Annotated in this window: 13 protein-coding genes, 2 rRNA genes and 1 pseudogene; 8 read left to right on the forward strand and 8 right to left on the reverse strand. The window is 70.9% G+C overall.

What is annotated here, in order from left to right; translation table 11 throughout:
- From ACF088_RS35405 to ACF088_RS35420, 4 genes and pseudogenes are all read left to right on the forward strand, one after another.
- Window positions 1–74, forward strand: a 23S ribosomal RNA gene (locus ACF088_RS35405); the annotation flags it as partial.
- Between the two features lie 139 nt (window positions 75–213).
- Window positions 214–330 (forward strand): 5S ribosomal RNA (gene rrf / locus ACF088_RS35410).
- Window positions 331–770: 440 nt separating this feature from the next.
- Window positions 771–1535 (forward strand): annotated as a pseudogene (locus ACF088_RS35415) (hypothetical protein); the annotation flags it as partial.
- Between the two features lie 207 nt (window positions 1536–1742).
- Window positions 1743–2528: a hypothetical protein gene (locus ACF088_RS35420; RefSeq protein WP_392380132.1), complete on the forward strand. Its 786-nt coding sequence runs from the start codon at window positions 1743–1745 to the stop codon at window positions 2526–2528.
- 88 nt (window positions 2529–2616) lie between these two features.
- Here ACF088_RS35420 and ACF088_RS35425 read toward each other — a convergent pair whose 3' ends face one another.
- The 5 genes from ACF088_RS35425 to ACF088_RS35445 form a co-directional block, all read right to left on the reverse strand.
- Window positions 2617–4422, reverse strand: a complete 1806-nt coding sequence (locus ACF088_RS35425) for an IucA/IucC family protein (RefSeq protein WP_392380008.1) — start codon at window positions 4420–4422, stop codon at window positions 2617–2619.
- A complete protein-coding gene (locus ACF088_RS35430) occupies window positions 4419–4988 on the reverse strand; it encodes a GNAT family N-acetyltransferase (protein ID WP_392380009.1) in 570 nt (189 codons plus the stop codon). The genes ACF088_RS35425 and ACF088_RS35430 overlap by 4 nt, the downstream gene beginning before the upstream one ends.
- Window positions 4985–6304: a lysine N(6)-hydroxylase/L-ornithine N(5)-oxygenase family protein gene (locus tag ACF088_RS35435; RefSeq protein WP_392380010.1), complete on the reverse strand. Its 1320-nt coding sequence runs from the start codon at window positions 6302–6304 to the stop codon at window positions 4985–4987. Before ACF088_RS35435 ends, ACF088_RS35430 begins: the two co-directional genes overlap by 4 nt.
- 61 nt (window positions 6305–6365) lie before the next feature.
- The gene (locus ACF088_RS35440) at window positions 6366–7937 is read right to left on the reverse strand and encodes a pyridoxal phosphate-dependent decarboxylase family protein (RefSeq protein WP_392380011.1); all 1572 of its coding nucleotides are present in this window, start codon (window positions 7935–7937) and stop codon (window positions 6366–6368) included.
- Between the two features lie 160 nt (window positions 7938–8097).
- A complete protein-coding gene (locus ACF088_RS35445) occupies window positions 8098–9363 on the reverse strand; it encodes a DUF1015 family protein (RefSeq protein WP_392380012.1) in 1266 nt (421 codons plus the stop codon).
- A gap of 175 nt (window positions 9364–9538) precedes the next feature.
- Between ACF088_RS35445 and ACF088_RS35450 the strand changes: the two genes are divergently transcribed.
- Complete coding sequence (locus ACF088_RS35450) at window positions 9539–10564, forward strand: HAD-IIA family hydrolase (protein WP_392380014.1); 1026 nt, start codon at window positions 9539–9541, stop codon at window positions 10562–10564.
- Window positions 10565–10708: 144 nt separating this feature from the next.
- Here ACF088_RS35450 and ACF088_RS35455 read toward each other — a convergent pair whose 3' ends face one another.
- Both ACF088_RS35455 and ACF088_RS35460 read right to left on the reverse strand, forming a co-directional pair.
- Window positions 10709–11665: a siderophore-interacting protein gene (locus ACF088_RS35455; protein WP_392380015.1), complete on the reverse strand. Its 957-nt coding sequence runs from the start codon at window positions 11663–11665 to the stop codon at window positions 10709–10711.
- Window positions 11666–11752: 87 nt separating this feature from the next.
- Window positions 11753–12781, reverse strand: a complete 1029-nt coding sequence (locus ACF088_RS35460; RefSeq protein WP_392380016.1) for an ABC transporter substrate-binding protein — start codon at window positions 12779–12781, stop codon at window positions 11753–11755.
- Window positions 12782–12845: 64 nt separating this feature from the next.
- On the opposite strand from ACF088_RS35460, the gene ACF088_RS35465 reads away from it, so the two are divergent.
- The 3 genes from ACF088_RS35465 (at window position 12846) to ACF088_RS35475 (ending at window position 16316) form a co-directional block, all read left to right on the forward strand.
- Complete coding sequence (locus ACF088_RS35465) at window positions 12846–13895, forward strand: FecCD family ABC transporter permease (protein WP_392380017.1); 1050 nt, start codon at window positions 12846–12848, stop codon at window positions 13893–13895.
- Between the two features lie 131 nt (window positions 13896–14026).
- Window positions 14027–15139, forward strand: coding sequence for a FecCD family ABC transporter permease (locus tag ACF088_RS35470; RefSeq protein ID WP_392380133.1), 1113 nt, complete (start codon window positions 14027–14029; stop codon window positions 15137–15139).
- 187 nt (window positions 15140–15326) lie between these two features.
- Window positions 15327–16316 (forward strand): ABC transporter ATP-binding protein, encoded by a 990-nt coding sequence (locus tag ACF088_RS35475; RefSeq protein WP_392380018.1) that lies wholly within the window; start codon window positions 15327–15329, stop codon window positions 16314–16316.
- Here the strand turns inward: ACF088_RS35475 and ACF088_RS35480 are convergent.
- Entirely contained in the window at window positions 16300–16647 is a 348-nt protein-coding gene (locus ACF088_RS35480; protein ID WP_392380019.1) for an SCP2 sterol-binding domain-containing protein, read from the reverse strand. The genes ACF088_RS35475 and ACF088_RS35480 overlap by 17 nt on opposite strands.
- Window positions 16648–16770 lie beyond the last annotated feature (123 nt).

Here is a 16770-nt window from a genome sequence, read left to right on the forward strand (position 1 = left end):
GGTTGATAGGCCAGATATGGAAGCCCGGTAACGGGTGGAGTTGACTGGTACTAATAGGCCGAGGGCTTGTCCTCAGTTGCTCGCGTCCACTGTGTGGTTCCCGGGTTGCGAACAGTCGCAATCGCTGGTTGAACCAAGTTTCACTCTTTAACTAAAAAGTGTGCTTGTTCGCTAAGTGTCGATTTCCCGCTCTGCGGGGCGGCCCGATAGTGTTTCGGTGGTCATAGCGTTAGGGAAACGCCCGGTTACATTCCGAACCCGGAAGCTAAGCCTTTCCGCGCCGATGGTACTGCAGGGGGGACCCTGTGGGAGAGTAGGACGCCGCCGAACAATCTTTCAGGACCCTTGGTCCCAGCGTTCATGCTGGGGCCAAGGGTCCTTTTTGTTTTTATGCCGAAGCGCGCCGAACTCATCGGTGCGTGAGAATGAATGCAGTACCGATGACAGGAGTCACGTCGATGTCCACCAACTCTTCCGACGATCGTTCGGAGCGCCGGCCGCAGCGGCGCGACGACGGTGACCGCGGTGGTTTCCGGCGTGACGACCGGGGGCCGCGTCGGGACAACGACCGCGGCGGTCGCCCGGCCGGCGGCGGTGGCGGTTACGCGGGGCGGGACAACCGCGGTGGTGACCGTGGTGGGGACCGCACTGGTTTCCGTCGTGATGACCGGCCGTCCGGTGGTGACCGTGGCGGCTTCCGTGGGGGAGAACGCCGTGACGACCGGCCGCGTGGGCCGCGTCGCGATGATGAGCGTGGCGGTGGATTCCGGCGGGATGAACGGGGTGGAGACCGCCCCGGTGTCCGTCGTGATGACCGTCCCTCGGGTGGTGACCGTGGTGGGTACCGCGGTGGCGACCGGCGCGACGACCGTGGTGGGGAGCGCGGCGGGTTCCGCAGGGACGACCGTCGCGACGACCGCGGCGGGGACCGTGGCGGGGACCGGGGTGGTTTCCGTCGTGATGACCGTCCCTCGGGTGGCGATCGTGGTGGCTTCCGGCGTGACGAGCGGCGGGATGACCGGGGCGGCGAGCGCGGTGGTTTCCGTAGGGATGATCGGCCGTCCGGTGGGGACCGTGGCGGGTTCCGTAGGGATGATCGGCCGTCCGGTGGTGACCGTGGTGGGTACCGCGGTGGCGACCGGCGGGACGACCGCGGTGGTGACCGTGGTGGTTTCCGTAGGGACGACCGGCCGTCCGGTGGCGAGCGTGGTGGGTACCGCGGTGGCGACCGGCGCGACGACCGTGGTGGTGACCGGGGTGGTGACCGGGGTGGTTTCCGTAGGGACGACCGGCCGTCCGGTGGCGAGCGTGGCGGGTTCCGTGGTGGCGACCGCAGGGATGACCGGGGTGGGTTCCGGCGGGATGACCGGCCGTCCGGTGGCGATCGTGGTGGCTTCCGTAGGGATGATCGGCCGTCCGGTGGTGACCGTGGTGGGTACCGCGGTGGCGACCGGCGGGACGACCGTGGTGGTTTCCGTAGGGACGACCGGCCGTCCGGTGGGGACCGTGGCGGGTTCCGTAGGGACGACCGGCCGTCCGGTGGCGAGCGTGGCGGGTTCCGTGGTGGTGACCGGCGGGACGACCGCGGGCCGCGGCGGGACGACCGCGGTGGTGACCGGGGTGGGTTCCGTAGGGACGATGAGCGTGGGCGTCGGCCGTATGGCGCGGGGCTCGGGCGGGATGACCGCCGGGACGATCGGCGCGATGACCGGCGGGACCGGGACCGGGAGCCGATCAAGCGGCTGCCGATTCCGGAGGATGTCACCGGTGACGAGATCGACAAGGATGTGCGTCAGGAACTGCTGAGCCTGCCGAAGACGCTTGCCGAGGATGTCGCCAAGAACCTGGTGATGGTGGCGAAGCTGCTGGACGAGGACCCGGAGAAGGCGTACGGGTACTCGCGGGTGGCGCTGCGGCTGGCGTCCAGGGTTGCGGCGGTGCGTGAGGCCGCGGGCTTTGCGGCGTATGCGGTCGGCAAGTACAGCGAGGCGCTGGCGGAGTTCCGGGCGGCACGGCGGATGACCGGCAGCGCGGAGCTGTGGCCCGTCATGGCGGACTGTGAGCGCGGTCTGGGGCGGCCGGAGAAGGCGATGGCCATGGCCGGTGAGCCGGAGGTCCAGAAGCTGGACCGGGCCGGACAGGTCGAGATGCGGCTGGTTGCGGCGGGTGCCCGGCGGGACATGGGGCAGGCGGACGCCGCGGTGGTGACGCTGCAGAGCCCGGAGCTGGCGTCGAGTGCGGTGCACCCGTGGACGGCGCGGCTGCGGTACGCGTACGCGGATGCGCTGCTGGCGGTCGGGCGTGAGAGCGAGGCGCGCGACTGGTTCGCCAGGGCGCTGGAGGCCGACCAGGGCGGCACCACGGATGCCTCGGACCGGCTCGCGGAGCTGGACGGGGTGGAGTTCACCGATGCGCTGGAGGAGGCCGACGAGGTGGATGCGGCGGCCGAGGTGGACGAGGCGGTCGAAGGCGACGAGGCACGGGACGATGACGGTGCGCGGGACGACGAGGGCCCGGCGAAGGGCTGAGTCGGCGGCTCGTTTCGTGATGAGCTGAGGTGAGAAGAAGGGCGGGTCCCCGTGATGGGGGCCCGCCCTTCTTCCTTTCCGGTGCGGGTCAGGGGGCCGGTGCGTAGGGGGCGATGGGGTTGCGGAGGGTGCCGATGAGCTGGAGGGCGCCGGCGGGGTCCTGGAGGTCGACCATCTGCTGGTTGTTGCGCAGCTGGAGGCGGTTGAGGCAGGAGAGGGCGAACTCGGGGGTGAACATGTCGTACTGCTGGAACTTGTCGGCCAGGTGGGGGGCGGTGGCCTGGTAGTCGGTGACGCAGGCGGCGACCGTGCGCCAGAAGGTGTCCTCGTCGAGGACGCCGCGGTCGGCGAGGGTGCCGCTCAGGAAGCGGAAGAAGCAGTCGAAGACGTCGGTGAAGACGGAGAGGAGCTTTTTGTCCTCGGGGACGTCGGCGCGGATGCGTTCGACGGTGGGGGGCAGGACCGCGTGCGGGTCCATGACGGCGATCTCTTCGGCGATGTCCTTGAAGATCACGCGGTCCACCGCGCCGTCCTCGATGACCAGGATGGCGTTCTCGCCGTGCGGCATGAAGACCAGGTCGTAGGCGTAGAAGGCGTGGAGGACGGGGGTGAGATACGCGTCGAGGTAGCGGCGGAGCCAGCGCGCGGGCTCCAGGCCGGACTCCTCGATCAGGGCGGCGGCGAACGAGCCGCCCTCGTCGTCGAGGTGCAGCAACGAGGCCATGGTGGCCAGCCGTTGGCCCGGTTCGACGGTGGGTACCGGGCTTTCGCGCCACAGGGCGGCGAGCATTTTCAGATACGGGGAGCCCTTGGCGGTGGCGGCCTCGTACTGGCGGTGGTGGTACCCGATGGCGGCGCGCTCGCGGATGATCGAGAAACGGGCGGCCCGGAAGGTGTCATCGGCGGCGATCAGGCGGGCCAGCCAGTCGTTGATGGCCGGGGTGGCCTCCATGTAGGAGGCGGACAGGCCGCGCATAAAGCCCATGTTGAGGACGGAGAGGGCCGTTTTGACGTAGTGCTTGGTGGGGCTGGTGGTGTTGAAGAAGGTGCGGATGGACTGCTGGGCGAGGTAGTCGTCGTCGCCGGGGCCCAGGCACACCAGGCGCTGCCGGGCGACCTCGGCGGCGAAGGTGATGGAGAGCTTGTTCCACCACTGCCAGGGGTGGGTGGGGAAGAAGTAGTAGTCGTCGGGGTCGAGGCCGAGGGTGGTGAGGGTGGTGGTGAAACGGGTGCGGGTGGCGTCGTCGAGCTCGTCGCGTACGAGGGTGTCGTAGTCGAGGTCGGCGCCGGCGGTGAAGGTGGCGTGGTCGCGGTGGGCGGCGAGCCAGATCAGCCGGAGCGGGCTCGCGGTCTCCGGGGCGTAGGCGTGGTACTCGTGGATGCCGAAGCCGAGGCGGCCGTTGTTGGCGACGAAGCAGGGGTGGCCCTCGGTCATACCGGTCTCGATGGTCTGGAACGGTGACTTCGCGAGCTCGGCGGCGCTGGGCAGGCCGGCGGCGAGTTTGTAGGCGGTGCCGGACAGGGTGGAGCTGATCTCCTCCAGATAGACCGGCAGGATGTCCTCGCCGAGGCCCAGGGCTTCGCGCAGTTCGATGAAGAACTCCAGCGCGTCCAGGGGGAGTTCGGTGTCACCGCGGTGGCGGGTGATGCTGTCGGCGTCGACCTGCCAGTGGTCCAGCGCCTGCCGGCGGGCGGCGAAGCGGTAGGCGGTGGTGCCGTCGTCGCTGGGTATGCAGTAGTGGTCGTCCTGCGGCAGGCGCTGAGGCGTGAGCAGCCGCTCATGGGCGAACTCGGCGAGCCCCTTGCGGATCAGCAGGCGGTTGGCGCGGGCCCACAGCGCGGGGGTGAGGTGGGCGACGGCGTCCTGGGCGGTCGGCCCGTTGCCGGCGGTCATCGGTGGTCTCCTCTGGTGGCCAGGAACTGTTCGCGGGTGCAGGTGCTGAGGTAGGCGTCTTTGGAGGGGAGCGAGACGGTGCGCTGGATCTCGAAGCCGACGGCCTTGTTGAGGGCGTGGACGGCGGTGTTGGAGGCGTCGGGTTCGACGACCACGCGGCGGGTGGCCGGGTCGGCGAAGAGCATCTCCATGACGGTGGTGATGACGGCCCGGGTGAAGCCGTGTACCGGGGTGTCGGTGGGGGCCGACAGGAAGTGCATGCCGACGTCGCCGGGTGCGGCGGCGTGGATGCCGACCAGCTCCCGGTGGGCGGGGTCGTAGCGCTCCATGAGGAAGGCCGGGGTGCCGTTGTGCAGGCCGAGGAAGGCGTCGTGGAAGGGGTCGGCGGCTATCCGCGTGAACTCCTTCTCGACCGCGGCGAGGTCGCACTCCTGCATCAGCCAGAAGACGGCCTTGGGGTGCGTGACCCAGCGGTGCAGCAGCTCGGCGTCGGCGGGCGGGTCGACCGGGCGCACGGAGAATTCTCCCAGCGCGGGGTCGGTACGGGTGAAGAGCGGAGCGCTCATGCCGGGGTCTCCATGAGGTGGTGCGGGCCGGCCGGGGCGGCGAATTCCTGGAAGGCGACGGTCTTTTCGACCGGGTAGTGCTCGCGGCCGAGCAGCTCGCGGATGATGCACGCGTTGCGGTACGCGGCCATGCCGAGGTCGGGGGTGACGAAGCCATGGGTGTGCAGCTCGGCGTTCTGCACATAGATGCCGTGGCCGGTGGTGTCGATGCTGTAGTTGCGCGCCACGTCGTAGCGGCCGGCGTCGTCCCAGGCGATCCGGTCGTGGACGGGGGCGAGGAAGTCCGGTACGCGGTAGCGGTAGCCGGTGGCGAGGATCAGGCCCTGGGTGTCGAGGGTGAAGTCGGTGCCCTGTTCCTCCTGGCGCAGGCCGAGGGTGTAGGTACCGCTCGCCTCGTCGTAACCGGCCCGGTGCAGCGCGGTGTTGGTGAGCAGCCGGGTGGGGACGGGGCCGGCCAGGTTCTTCTGGTAGAGCAGGTCGAAGATGTCGTTGATCAGGGCGGAGTCGATGCCCTTGTAGAGGTGTTTCTGGGTGGCGTTGAGGTGGTCGCGGGTGGCCGGCGGGAGGGCGTGGAAGTAGTCCACGTACTCCGGTGAGGTCATCTCCAGCGTGAGCTTGGTGTATTCGAGGGGGAAGAAGCGGGGGGAGCGGGTGGCCCAGGTCAGGTGGTAGCCGTGGCTGTCGATGTCCTGGAGGAGGTCGTAGTAGATCTCGGCGGCGCTCTGGCCGCTGCCGATCAGGGTGATGCTCTCCTTGGCCTGGAGGGCGGGCTTGGCGTCCAGGTAGCCGGCGTTGTGCAGCAGGTCGCCGCCCAGGCCCTGGCAGGCGTCGGGGAGGTAGGGCGGGGTGCCGGTGCCCAGGACGAGCTTGCGGGCCCGGTGGGTCGTGCGGTCGCCGGTGGGGAGGTGCTCGGCGTGGACGACGTACAGCTCGGCGCTCGGGTCGTACTCGACGCGGGTGACCCGGTGGGCGAAGCGGACGTTGTCCAGTTTGCCGGCCGCCCAGCGGCAGTAGTCGTTGAACTCGGCGCGCAGCGGATAGAAGCTCTCGCGGATGTAGAACGGGTACAGCCGCCCTGATTCCTTGAGGTAGTTCAGGAACGAGAAGGGCGAGGTGGGGTCGGCGAGGGTGACCAGGTCGGCCAGGAACGGCACCTGGAGGTGGCTGCTGTCCAGCATCATGCCGGGGTGCCAGTCGAAGGAGGCTTTGTCGTCCAGGAACAGGCCGTCGAGTCCGTCGATCGGCTCGGTCAGGCAGGCCAGGCCCAGGTTGAACGGGCCGAGGCCGATGGCGATGAAGTCGTAAGGGGCGGACACGAGGTCTCCGATGGGGGAGGTCTGTGGTGGGGCGTTCTGCGGTGGGGGCCGGTGGGGAGGGTCAGCGCGCGCTGAGCGCCGGCCGCGGCTGCTCGGCGAGGAAGCTGCCGGCGTGTTCGGCGATCAGGTCGAGGACGGTGGCGATGTCCCCCACCGTCGTCTCCGGGTTGAGCAGGGTGAACTTGAGGTGGTGGCGGCCGTCGACGACCGTGCCCGCGACGATCGCGTCACCGGAGGCGGCCAGGGCCTCCCGGGCGTGCAGATTGACCCGGTCGCCGAGTTCGGGGTCCTGGTCGGTGCCGGGGACGTAGCGGAAGACCAGGGTGCTCAGCTGGGGCTCGACGACGACGGAGAAGCGGGGGTCGTCGTGGAGGAGTTTCCAGGCCTCGGCGGCGCGGTCGATGACGTCGTCGAAGAGTTCCCCGACGGCCCGGGCACCCATGATGCGCAGGGTGAGCCAGAGCTTGAGGGCGTCGAAGCGGCGGGTCGTCTGGATCGACTTGTCGACCTGGTTGGGGATGCGCTGCTCCGCCATACGGCGCGGATTGAGATAGTCCGCGTGGTAGGTGACGTGCTGCAGCGTGGCCCGGTCGCGGACCAGCACGGCGCTCGAACTGACCGGCTGGAAGAAGGACTTGTGGTAGTCGACGGTCACCGAGTCCGCGTGTTCGATGCCGGTCAGCAGTGCGCGGCGGCGGGAGACCAGCAGGCCGCAGCCGTAGGCGGCGTCGACATGCATCCAGGCGCCGTAGCCGGCGCACAGGCCGGCGATCTCGGGGAGCGGGTCGATGGAGCCGAAGTCGGTGGTGCCGGCGGTGGCGACGACGGCCATGGGTATCAGGCCGTCGCGGTGGCAGCGTGCCAGTTCCGCGGCCAGGCTGTCGGTGCGCATCCGCTTGCTCTCGTCGCTGGGGACGGTGATGACGGCCTCCGCGCCCATCCCCAGCAGGGTGGCCGACTTGCGGATGCTGAAGTGGCTGCACTCGGACGTGAGGATCCGCAGCCGGGGCAGGACGTCCGTGAGACGGGCGGCCGGGGGTCCCCCCTGCTCGAACGGAGTGGGGAGCCCGGGGGACGGTGCGCCGTCAGCGGCCAGCGCGCGGCGGCAGGCCTCGTCACGGGCGAGCAGCATGGCCTGGAGGTTGGACTGGCTGCCGCCGCTGGTGAAGACCCCGTCGGCCGCTGCGCCCAGGCCGATCCGCTCGGCCGTCCAGTCGATGAGCCGGCGCTCGATGAGCGTGCCGCCGGCGCTCTGGTCCCAGGTGTCCAGGGAGGAGTTGACGGCGGAGAGCACGGCCTCGCCGACGAGAGCGGGAATCACCACGGGGCAGTTGAGGTGCGCCAGGTAGCGCGGATGGTGGAAGTAGACGGCGTCGCGGAGGTAGACCTCTTCGAGTTCGTCGAGCGCGGCGGTCGCGTCGTGCAGCGGTGCGTCGAGGTCGACGCCCATGACGGCGGGCGTGAGGCCGTCGACGGTGATACCGGTGAACGGGCGGGTGGTGCCGGAGATTTTGGCGCTGATCCGTGTGACGCTCTCGGTGACCGCGCTGTGGTAGCGCTCGGCCGTCTTCTCGTTGAGCAGGTATGTCCGGCTGTCGGCCGGTTCCTCGGCGGGGCGCGCGAGGAGATCCATGAAGGTGTCCTCCCTGGTGCGGACTTGACCACGTCCTGCGCAGGCTGGAGGGCGCGCAGGGGCAGGGAGACCCACCCGTGCGACGTGGTTAGGTAAGGCTAACCTAATGTCGCTTCGGGTGGGGTGTGGGGTGCCGTGGAGGGGCGGCGGCCCGGGAGGTTCAGTTCCGGTGGTCGTCCAGGATGCGCAGGACCAGGCCCGTGGCGGGCTTGGGGCCGAACGAGGTGGACTTCCGCGGCATCGTCACGCCGTGCTCCGCGAGTTGACGGACCGTCTCCTCGGAGGTGGCGCGCATCAGGACCGCGGTGCCGCCGTGCCGGGCGGCCTGTTCGACGGCGGCGCCGGAGTGATGCAGATAGCTGATGTCCGACGGGTGGTCGGGGATGTGCCAGACCTCGTCCAGCAGGACGGAGTGCAGCACCGTGGCGTCCAGCCGCCGCCAGGCCTCGGGCCGGTCCCGGCGGATCGTACGGTCCAGCAGCCCGGGGTCGGGACGGTCCAGGAGGTGGAAGGAGTCCGGCCCGCCGGCGAGGACGAAGGCGGTGCCGGGCGTCTCCTCCAGGGCCTCCAGGGCGGCGGACAGCTCGCCCGGCAGGGTACGGACCCGGAAGGCGCCGGCCAGATCCGCCAGCGCCTTGGCGGGCGGCAGATGCGGCAGTACGCGGTGGATCGCGCGGACCTGGAGCGGGTAGCGGGCGGTGTCCACCAGCAGCACCAGGCCGGAGGCCCAGGGCGAGGCGGCGGTGGCGCCGGGCTGCTGCTCGTACAGCCGCTGATAGGTCGCCCAGCGGTGGTGGCCGTCGGCGATCAGCGCCTGCCGGCGGGTGAGATCGTCGTCGATGGCGGTGAGCTCGGCGGGGTCGGTGACCGCCCACAGGCGGTGCGCGAAGCCGTCCTCGGTGGTGGTGGCCAGCAACGGGTCGCGCTCCACCGTGCGCTCGATGACCGCAGCGGCGCCGGTCGCGGTGCCCTGGCTGCGGTACGAGAGCAGCAACGGCTCGAAATTGGCGGCCGCCGCACGCATCAGGGCGGCCCGGTCCTCGACCACTTCCGGGATGACACCCTCGTGCGGCAGCACCGGGCCGTCCAGGCCCAGCGCCCCGATCAGTCCGCGCTGCAGCACCTCGCCGGAGCGCTGCTCGTAGACGTACAGCGCGGGCTCGGCGTCCTGCCTCAGTACGCCCTCGGCGCGCCAGCGGCGCAGGGTGTCGGCGGCCTGGCGGTGGCGGGTGGTGGGGTCCGCGGCGTGCGGCAGGATCAGCCGGACGATGTTGTACGGGTCGGCGGTCTCCAAGTGGCGCACGCCATCCGGCCGCACCACCACGTCGTACGGCGGGGACGTCACAGCGGTCAGGCTGCTGACCCGGTCGCGGTCGTATCGCAGTCCGCGGAACGGAAGGAGGCGGAGGCCGTCGGTACTGGTCATTGAAGAATGCTATGCCGCCGGGCCGATGAGGGAAGATCGGGGGACGGCCCGTGCGTGGCTGGAAATATCGGTAGGCGCGAGGGGGAGAAACGGTGTATCGGGCGGCGCGGTGAGCGCGCGTCCGGTACCCGGCGGATCCCTTCGAACGGCGTGTGGGAGCGAGGAGCGAGACGGCATGAACGAGCAGGTTCGCAGGCGGCCCGACGGGTGCCGGCGCCCGCTGAGCGAGGCGTACGACACGGCGCTGCTGGATCTGGACGGCGTCGTCTACGCCGGCGGGCAGGCCATCGCCCATGCCGTGGAGTCGCTGACGAGTGCGCGGGACGGCGGGATGCACCTCGCCTATGTGACCAATAACGCCGCACGGACTCCGCAGGCCGTTGCCGATCAGTTGTCCGGTTTCGGGCTGCCGACCGGTCCGGAGGATGTGATCACGTCGGCCCAGGCGGTGGCGCGGCTGATCTCCGAGCAGGTGCCGGCGGGCGCGCGGGTGCTGGCCGTCGGTGGTGAGGGACTGTGGGTGGCGCTGCGCGAGCGCGGGCTTGAGCCCGTCCGCTCCGCGGATGACGACCCGGCGGCGGTGGTGCAGGGCTTTGACCCCACGCTGGACTGGGAGCGGCTGGCGGAGGCCGCGTATGCGGTGCAGCGCGGGGTGCCGTGGTTCGCGTCCAACACCGATCTGACGATCCCCAAGGAGCGGGGAATCGCCCCCGGCAACGGTGCGTTGGTGGAGGTGGTCCGGACCGCCGCGGGCGGCTCGCCGCAGGTGGCGGGCAAGCCGCAGCCGCCGATGCACCGGGAGACGGTGCTGCGCACCGGTGCACGGCGGCCGTTGGTGATCGGCGACCGGCTCGACACCGACATCGAGGGCGCCACCAACGGCGAGGTCGACTCGCTGCTGGTGCTCACCGGCGTCACCACCCCCGCCGAGCTGCTGGCCGCCCCGCCGCAGCACCGTCCCGCGTACGTGGACGAGGATCTGCGCGGGCTGCTGGCGCCGCAGCCGGAGGTGGCCGCGGACGACGGCGGGTTCCGGTGCGGCGGCTGGCGGGCCGAGGTGGCCGACGGCGCGCTCGCCGTGACGGGCGAGGGGACGCCGCTGGACGGGCTGCGGGCGCTGTGCGCGGCGGCCTGGACGGCTGCCGGGGACGGTAGTTGCGGGGCGGATGCGGGGAAGGCGCTGGGGCGGATCGGGAGGTGAGGTGGGGCGGATCGGGCGGGTGAGGTGGGGCGGGATCGGGAGGGTGAGGTGGGGCCGGGCCTTGTGGTCCGGTTCTTTCGGCCCGGTTCTTTCGGTCCGGCGCATTCGGTCCGGCGCATTCGGCCCGGGCCCCTGGCGGGTTCGTCAGTCCTCGCCGTCAGTTCTTGCCCTCAGTCCTTGCCCTGAGTTCTCGCTCTCAGTTGTCGTCGTCGTCGTCGTCGCCGCCGCCGTCGCCGTGGCGGTCAGCTCCGCGATCAGCTCCTCCTCGGTGGCGCCGCGGCGCCAGTAGCCGGTGAATTTCACCGCCCTGCGGTCGATGCCGCGCTCGCGGACGAGGTGCCTGCGCACCGCCTTGACCGTCCCGGCCTCGCCGGCGACCCAGGCGTACGGGCTGCCCTCCGGCAGTTCGGCGGCGCGCAGCGCGTCGAGCACCGGCTCGCCGCGCGCGGCGCTCGCCTCGTCCCGGACGAGCCAGCGGATGTCGGCATCGGCAAAGGTCGAAAGCCGCTGCCGGTCGTCCTCGTGCGCGATCTCGATCCAGACCTCGGCCCGGGTGCCGGGGGAGAGCCAGGACAGGATGCCGGCGATCGCGGGCAGCGCCGTCTCGTCGCCGGTGAGCAGAATCCAGTCGGTGCCTGCCGGTGGCCGGAAGTCGACGCCGCCGTTGTCCTCGACGGCCGGGGCGAGGACGGTCAGCCGGTCTCCGGGCCGGGCCCGGGCGGCCCAGCGGGAGGCGGGGCCGCCCGCCGTGGCGGCGGTGTCCGGCCCGGCGCCGTGCAGCGCGAAGTCGACATCGAACTCCCATGGCTCATAGCGCTGTTCGCGGATCGTGTACGAGCGCATCACCGCACGCTCGGCCGGATCCTGTGCCCGCCAGGCGGTGTACCAGCCGTCGCCGGTGTCGTCGAAGACCGGCCGGTCCTGGTGGGGCTGCGGGAGGAAGAGCTTGAAGCGCTGGTCGCGACCACCGGAGGCCAGTTCCGCGAGCCGCTCGCCGCCGAAGGTGATCCGCACCATGGAGGGGCTCAGCCGTTGGGACCGGACGACGTGCACATCGAAGAAGCGGAACGGTGCGGTGGAGGGGGCGACGGTCGTGGTCATGCGGGAACCTCCCGGGACGGTGGTGGGGGCGGGTGAGGCCGCGGCGGGCGGCTACGGCTCGCGGGCGCCGATCGCCGCGGCCGTACGTCAGTTGGCCTTCTTGGCGCCCTCGATCGCCTTGGCGAGCGATTCGATGAGCGGCGCGGCGCCCGCGTAGGAGAAGCGCGGCTCGCTCGACCAGGGGGTGATCTGGCCGGCCTTGACGGCGGGCAGCTTGGACCAGGAGGGCTTGGCGGCCAGGTCCTTGGGCTGGAGGGTGGCCGTCCGGTTGTCCAGCAGGAGGACGTCGGCCTGGTACTTGTCGGCGTTCTCCCAGCTCAGGCTCTCGAAGTAGCCGCCCTTGTCCAGGTGGTCGGGGACGATCAGCTCCACGCCGAGGGACTTGTAGTACATGAGGTCGGCGTTGATGCCGGGGTTGGAGGCGTAGAAGAGGTCGGGGCTGCCGGAGCAGGCGAGCACCTTGACCGGGTGGGACTTGGCGGCCTTGCGCAGCGCTGCGGAGGCCTTCTCGAAGCGGGCCTTGGCGTCGGTGACCTTCGTGGCCTTCAGATCGGCGCCGAGCGAGGCGGCCAGGTCGGCATAGCGCTCGATGATCTTGACGAGCGGGACGCGGGAGGAGGTGAGGGCGACGGACTCGGCAAGCTTGGTGATCTTGTCCTTGCTGTCGTCCGGTACGAACCACAGCGCGCCCGGCTCGTACATGTTGGTGACCAGCAGATCGGGGCGCAGCGCCGCGTACTTCTCGACGTTGAACTGGTTGTAGGCGTTGCCGATGACGGTGACCTTGTCGACGTCCAGGTCGCCCGCCTGCGGGTCGGGCTTGCCGTTCTTGAGCTTGGTGGGGCCGAAGACGCCGACGATCTGGTCGTCGATCCCGAAGTCGTGCAGCGCGGCCGCGCTGCCGGTGAAGGCAACGATGCGCTGGGGGGTGTTCTTCAGGGAGACCTTCTGCTTACGGTCGTCGGTGAACGACCACGGGCCTGTCGTGGTGCCGCTGTTGGTGCCGCCCGAGTCCTTGTCTCCGCCGCATGCGGCGAGCAGGGCGCCGATGCCGAGGGCACCGCCCGCGGCCAGGATGCCGCGACGGGACGGGGTGACGCTACGGGAGGTGCGCATGATGGCTGTGCTTCTCTCTGGGAGGGGCGGCTGGTCAACGTGAGGGTAGGCTAACCTAACTATCGTGTTGGTTGACAGTCCTCCCGAAGCAACAGCGGCCCCGGCCCCCGTGGCCCCCCGGAGACGGCATCTCCTGCGCTCCGCAGGGCTGGTGGCCTCCCTGGCCGTCCTCGCCGTGATCGCCGTCCTCGGTATCGCCGTCGGCGCGAAACAGATCCCCCTCGACCAGGTGTGGCACGGGGTGTTCCACTACTCCGGCTCCGACACCGACGTGGTCATCCGCGATGTCCGTTTTCCCCGCACCCTGCTCGGCCTGATCATCGGTGCCGCGCTCGGCCTGGCCGGCACGGTCATGCAGGCGCTGACCCGGAATCCCCTGGCCGACCCCGGAGTTCTCGGCATCAACGCCGGTGCCTCGGCCGCGGTCGTCTCCGCCATCAGCTTCTTCGGCGTCACCTCGCTGACCGGCTATGTGTGGTTCGCGTTCGCCGGCGCCGCGGTGGTCTCCGTCGCGGTGTACGTCCTCGGCGGCACCCGCAGCGCCACACCGGTGCGGCTCGCCCTCGCCGGCACCGCGCTCACCGCCGTCCTCGTCGGCTACATCAACGCCGTCAATCTGATGGACACCGCGGCCCTGGACAAGATGCGCTTCTGGACGGTGGGTTCGCTGGCCTCGGCCACCCTGCCGACGGTCAGCCAGATCGCGCCATTTCTCGCCGTGGGAGGTGTCCTCGCGCTGCTGCTCGCCCGGCCGCTGAATGCCCTCGCGCTCGGCGACGACCAGGCGCGGGCGCTGGGCGCCCGGCTGACCCGCACCCGGGTACTGGCGATGCTCGCGGTCACCCTGCTGTGCGGCGGGGCGACCGCCGCCTGTGGCCCGATCGTCTATGTGGGCCTGATGGTTCCGCATGTCGTACGGGCCATCACCGGGCCCGATATGCGCTGGATCCTGCCGTACTCCGCGGTGCTCTCGCCGGTCCTGCTGCTCGGCGCCGATGTGCTCGGCAGGGTGGTGGCCCGGCCCGGTGAGCTGCAGGTCGGCATCGTCACGGCCGTCGTCGGCGGCCCGGTCTTCATCTATCTCGTACGGCGTCGGAGGATGGCCCAGCTGTGAGTGCGACTGTGCGGCCCGGGAAGGGCACCGAGGAGAACATCGAGGAGAGCGCTGAGCACGGTGCCGGGCGGAGTGCTGAGCACAGCGCCGGCAGGAGTGCTGAGCAGAGCGCCGGGCAGAGCACCGAGGCGGTGGCGGGGGCCGGTGCCGCACGCGGCCGGGCGGGGCGGGCCCGGCGGGTCACGGTGGTGCGGACCAGGGGCGGGCTCTCGGCGCGCCTGGACGTGCCCGCCGTGGTGGCCGGGCTGGTGCTGCTGGCCGTCGCGCTGGCGGCCGCCGTCGCCCTGATCGGCTCCGGCGACTACCCGATGACCCCGGCCGAGGTGATCGCCACCCTGACCGGCGGCGGTGACGCGGGCCAGGAGTTCATCGTGCAGGATCTGCGGCTGCCACGGGTGCTGGTGGGGCTGTTGGTCGGTGCCGCGTTCGGGATCGCCGGGGCGGTCTTCCAGACCGTTTCGCGCAATCCGCTGGGCAGCCCGGACGTCCTCGGTTTCGCCCAGGGATCGTCCGTCGGCGCACTGGTCGCCATCGTCTACTTCCAGGCCGGGACCTTCGCGGTCGCCGCCGGAGCGGTCGTCGGCGGCGTGATCACCGGCATCGCCATCTTCCTGCTCGCCTGGAAGCGCGGCATCCACGGCTACCGCTTCGTGCTCGTCGGCATCGGAGCCAGCGCGATGCTCTACGCGATGGTGCTCTACCTCCTGACCAAGGCGAACATCGTCGACGCGACCCGGGCCACCACCTGGATGACCGGTTCCCTCAACGGCCGCGACTGGGACCAGCTGTGGCCGCTGGCCGCCGTCTGCGTCGTCCTCGTCCCGCTGCTGCTGTTCCACGGGCGTCCGCTGCGCATGCTGGAGATGGGCGATGACGCCGCGAGCGCCCTGGGCGTACGGGTCGAGCGGACCCGTATCGTCGTGCTGCTGGCGGCGGTCGTGCTCGTCGCCGCCGCCACCGCGGCGGCCGGGCCGATCTCCTTCGTGGCGCTGACCGCGCCCCAGTTGGCCCGGCGGATGTCCCTCCCGCGCTTCCTCAAGGGCGCGGGGAGAGGCGCACCCCTGCCCGGCCCGAATCTGCTGCTGTCCGCCCTCATGGGGTCCGTGCTGCTGGTCGCCGCGGACTGGGCCGCCCAGCGGCTCTTCGGCGCCGACCAGCTGCCGGTGGGCGTGCTGACCGGTGTCCTCGGTGGTGGCTATCTGTTGTGGCTGCTGGCCACGGAGCGCAAGGCGGGACGGATTTGAGACGGCGGGCGCGACGGACGGACGGGCCGGGGCGGCGAGCGGACGGGCCGGGCGGTGGTGCGCGCGCGGCGTGGCTGCGCCGGGCGGCGCCGCGAGCGCCGGGCGGTGACGGTGCGATGCGCGCCGGACGATGACGGTGCGATGCGCCGGGCAACAGCAGAGAAACGACAACCTCAGGAGTTCCGAAGTGAGCCGTCTTACGGCTGAGAAGGTCACCCTCGCCTACGACCAGCGGGTCATCGCCGAAAACCTCTCGGTGGCCATCCCCGACCACTCCTTCACGGTCATCGTCGGCCCGAATGCCTGCGGTAAGTCCACGCTGCTGCGCGCGCTCTCGCGGATGCTCAAGCCGGCCACGGGATCGGTGCTGTTGGACGGCTCCGCGATTTCCTCCCTGCCGGCCAAGAAGGTCGCCAGGATGCTCGGGCTGCTGCCGCAGTCCTCGATCGCCCCGGACGGGATCACCGTGGCGGACCTGGTGGCGCGGGGCCGCTATCCGCACCAGGGGCTGTTGCGGCAGTGGTCGGCCGACGACGAGCGGATCGTCCAGGAGTCGATGGCGGCCACCGGGGTCGGCGAGCTGGCCGACCGCTATGTCGACGAGCTGTCCGGCGGGCAGCGGCAGCGGGTGTGGATCGCGATGGCGCTCGCCCAGCAGACGCCGTTGTTCCTGCTCGACGAGCCGACGACGTATCTGGACATCCAGCACCAGATCGAGGTCCTGGACCTGTGCGCGGAGCTGCACGAGGAGCAGGGGCGGACGCTGGTCGCGGTGCTGCACGACCTCAACCACGCGGCCCGTTACGCGACCCATCTGATCGCCATGAAGGACGGCGCGGTCCTCGCCGAGGGCGCACCGGGCGACATCGTCACGGCGGAGCTGGTGGAACGGGTCTTCGGACTCAGCTGCCAGATCATCGAGGACCCGGAGACCGGCACCCCGCTGGTCGTCCCGGCCGCGCGCAAGCCCCGTGACGGCGGGAACGGAGCGGGCCGGGGCCCGGCGCGGAAGCCGCGCACGGGCCAGGGCGGGGGCCGGGCCGACGGCGACGCGGGCGAGGGGCGGGAAACCGAGAGGCGGGAAGCCGAGGGGAAGGAAGTCGAGGGGAAGGAGGCCGCCGGGAACCGGGCCGCCGGGAACACGAAGGGCGAGAAGGCGACTACAGCAGCGTCCTGAGGCGCAGCAGGTCGCGCAGGCCGGCCTCCAGTTTGACGCGACCGCTGCCCCAGGCCTTGGCGAAATTCAGCTTTCCGTCCACCAGGGCGAGCAGATCGTCGCCGGCCATGGACAGGCGGATCTCGGCCTTGTGCGGAGGCGGGCCGGGGACACTGGTCACCTCCTGGATGGAGCCCTCGGACAGCCGCCCGAGGAAGGTCACATCGAGGTCCGTGATGCGGCAGCTGAGCGAACGGTCGAACGCGGCCGCGCGCCGGACGTTGCCATCCGCCGAGGACAGATTCTGGGCCAGCCGGTCGAGAGCGGCGCGGCACTGGTCGAGGGTTGCCATCGTGAGCGACGATACGCCAGGTCGGGGACGGCTCGTTCGTCCTTGTCAGCCTTCGCCAAGGTAGCGTCGGGGGCATGGAAGAGCCGATGTCCGGCCCGGAGCCGGAGGCACCCGGGAGAGCCG

The organism is Streptomyces sp. NPDC015125, from assembly GCF_043080045.1.
Lineage (GTDB): Bacteria > Actinomycetota > Actinomycetes > Streptomycetales > Streptomycetaceae > Streptomyces.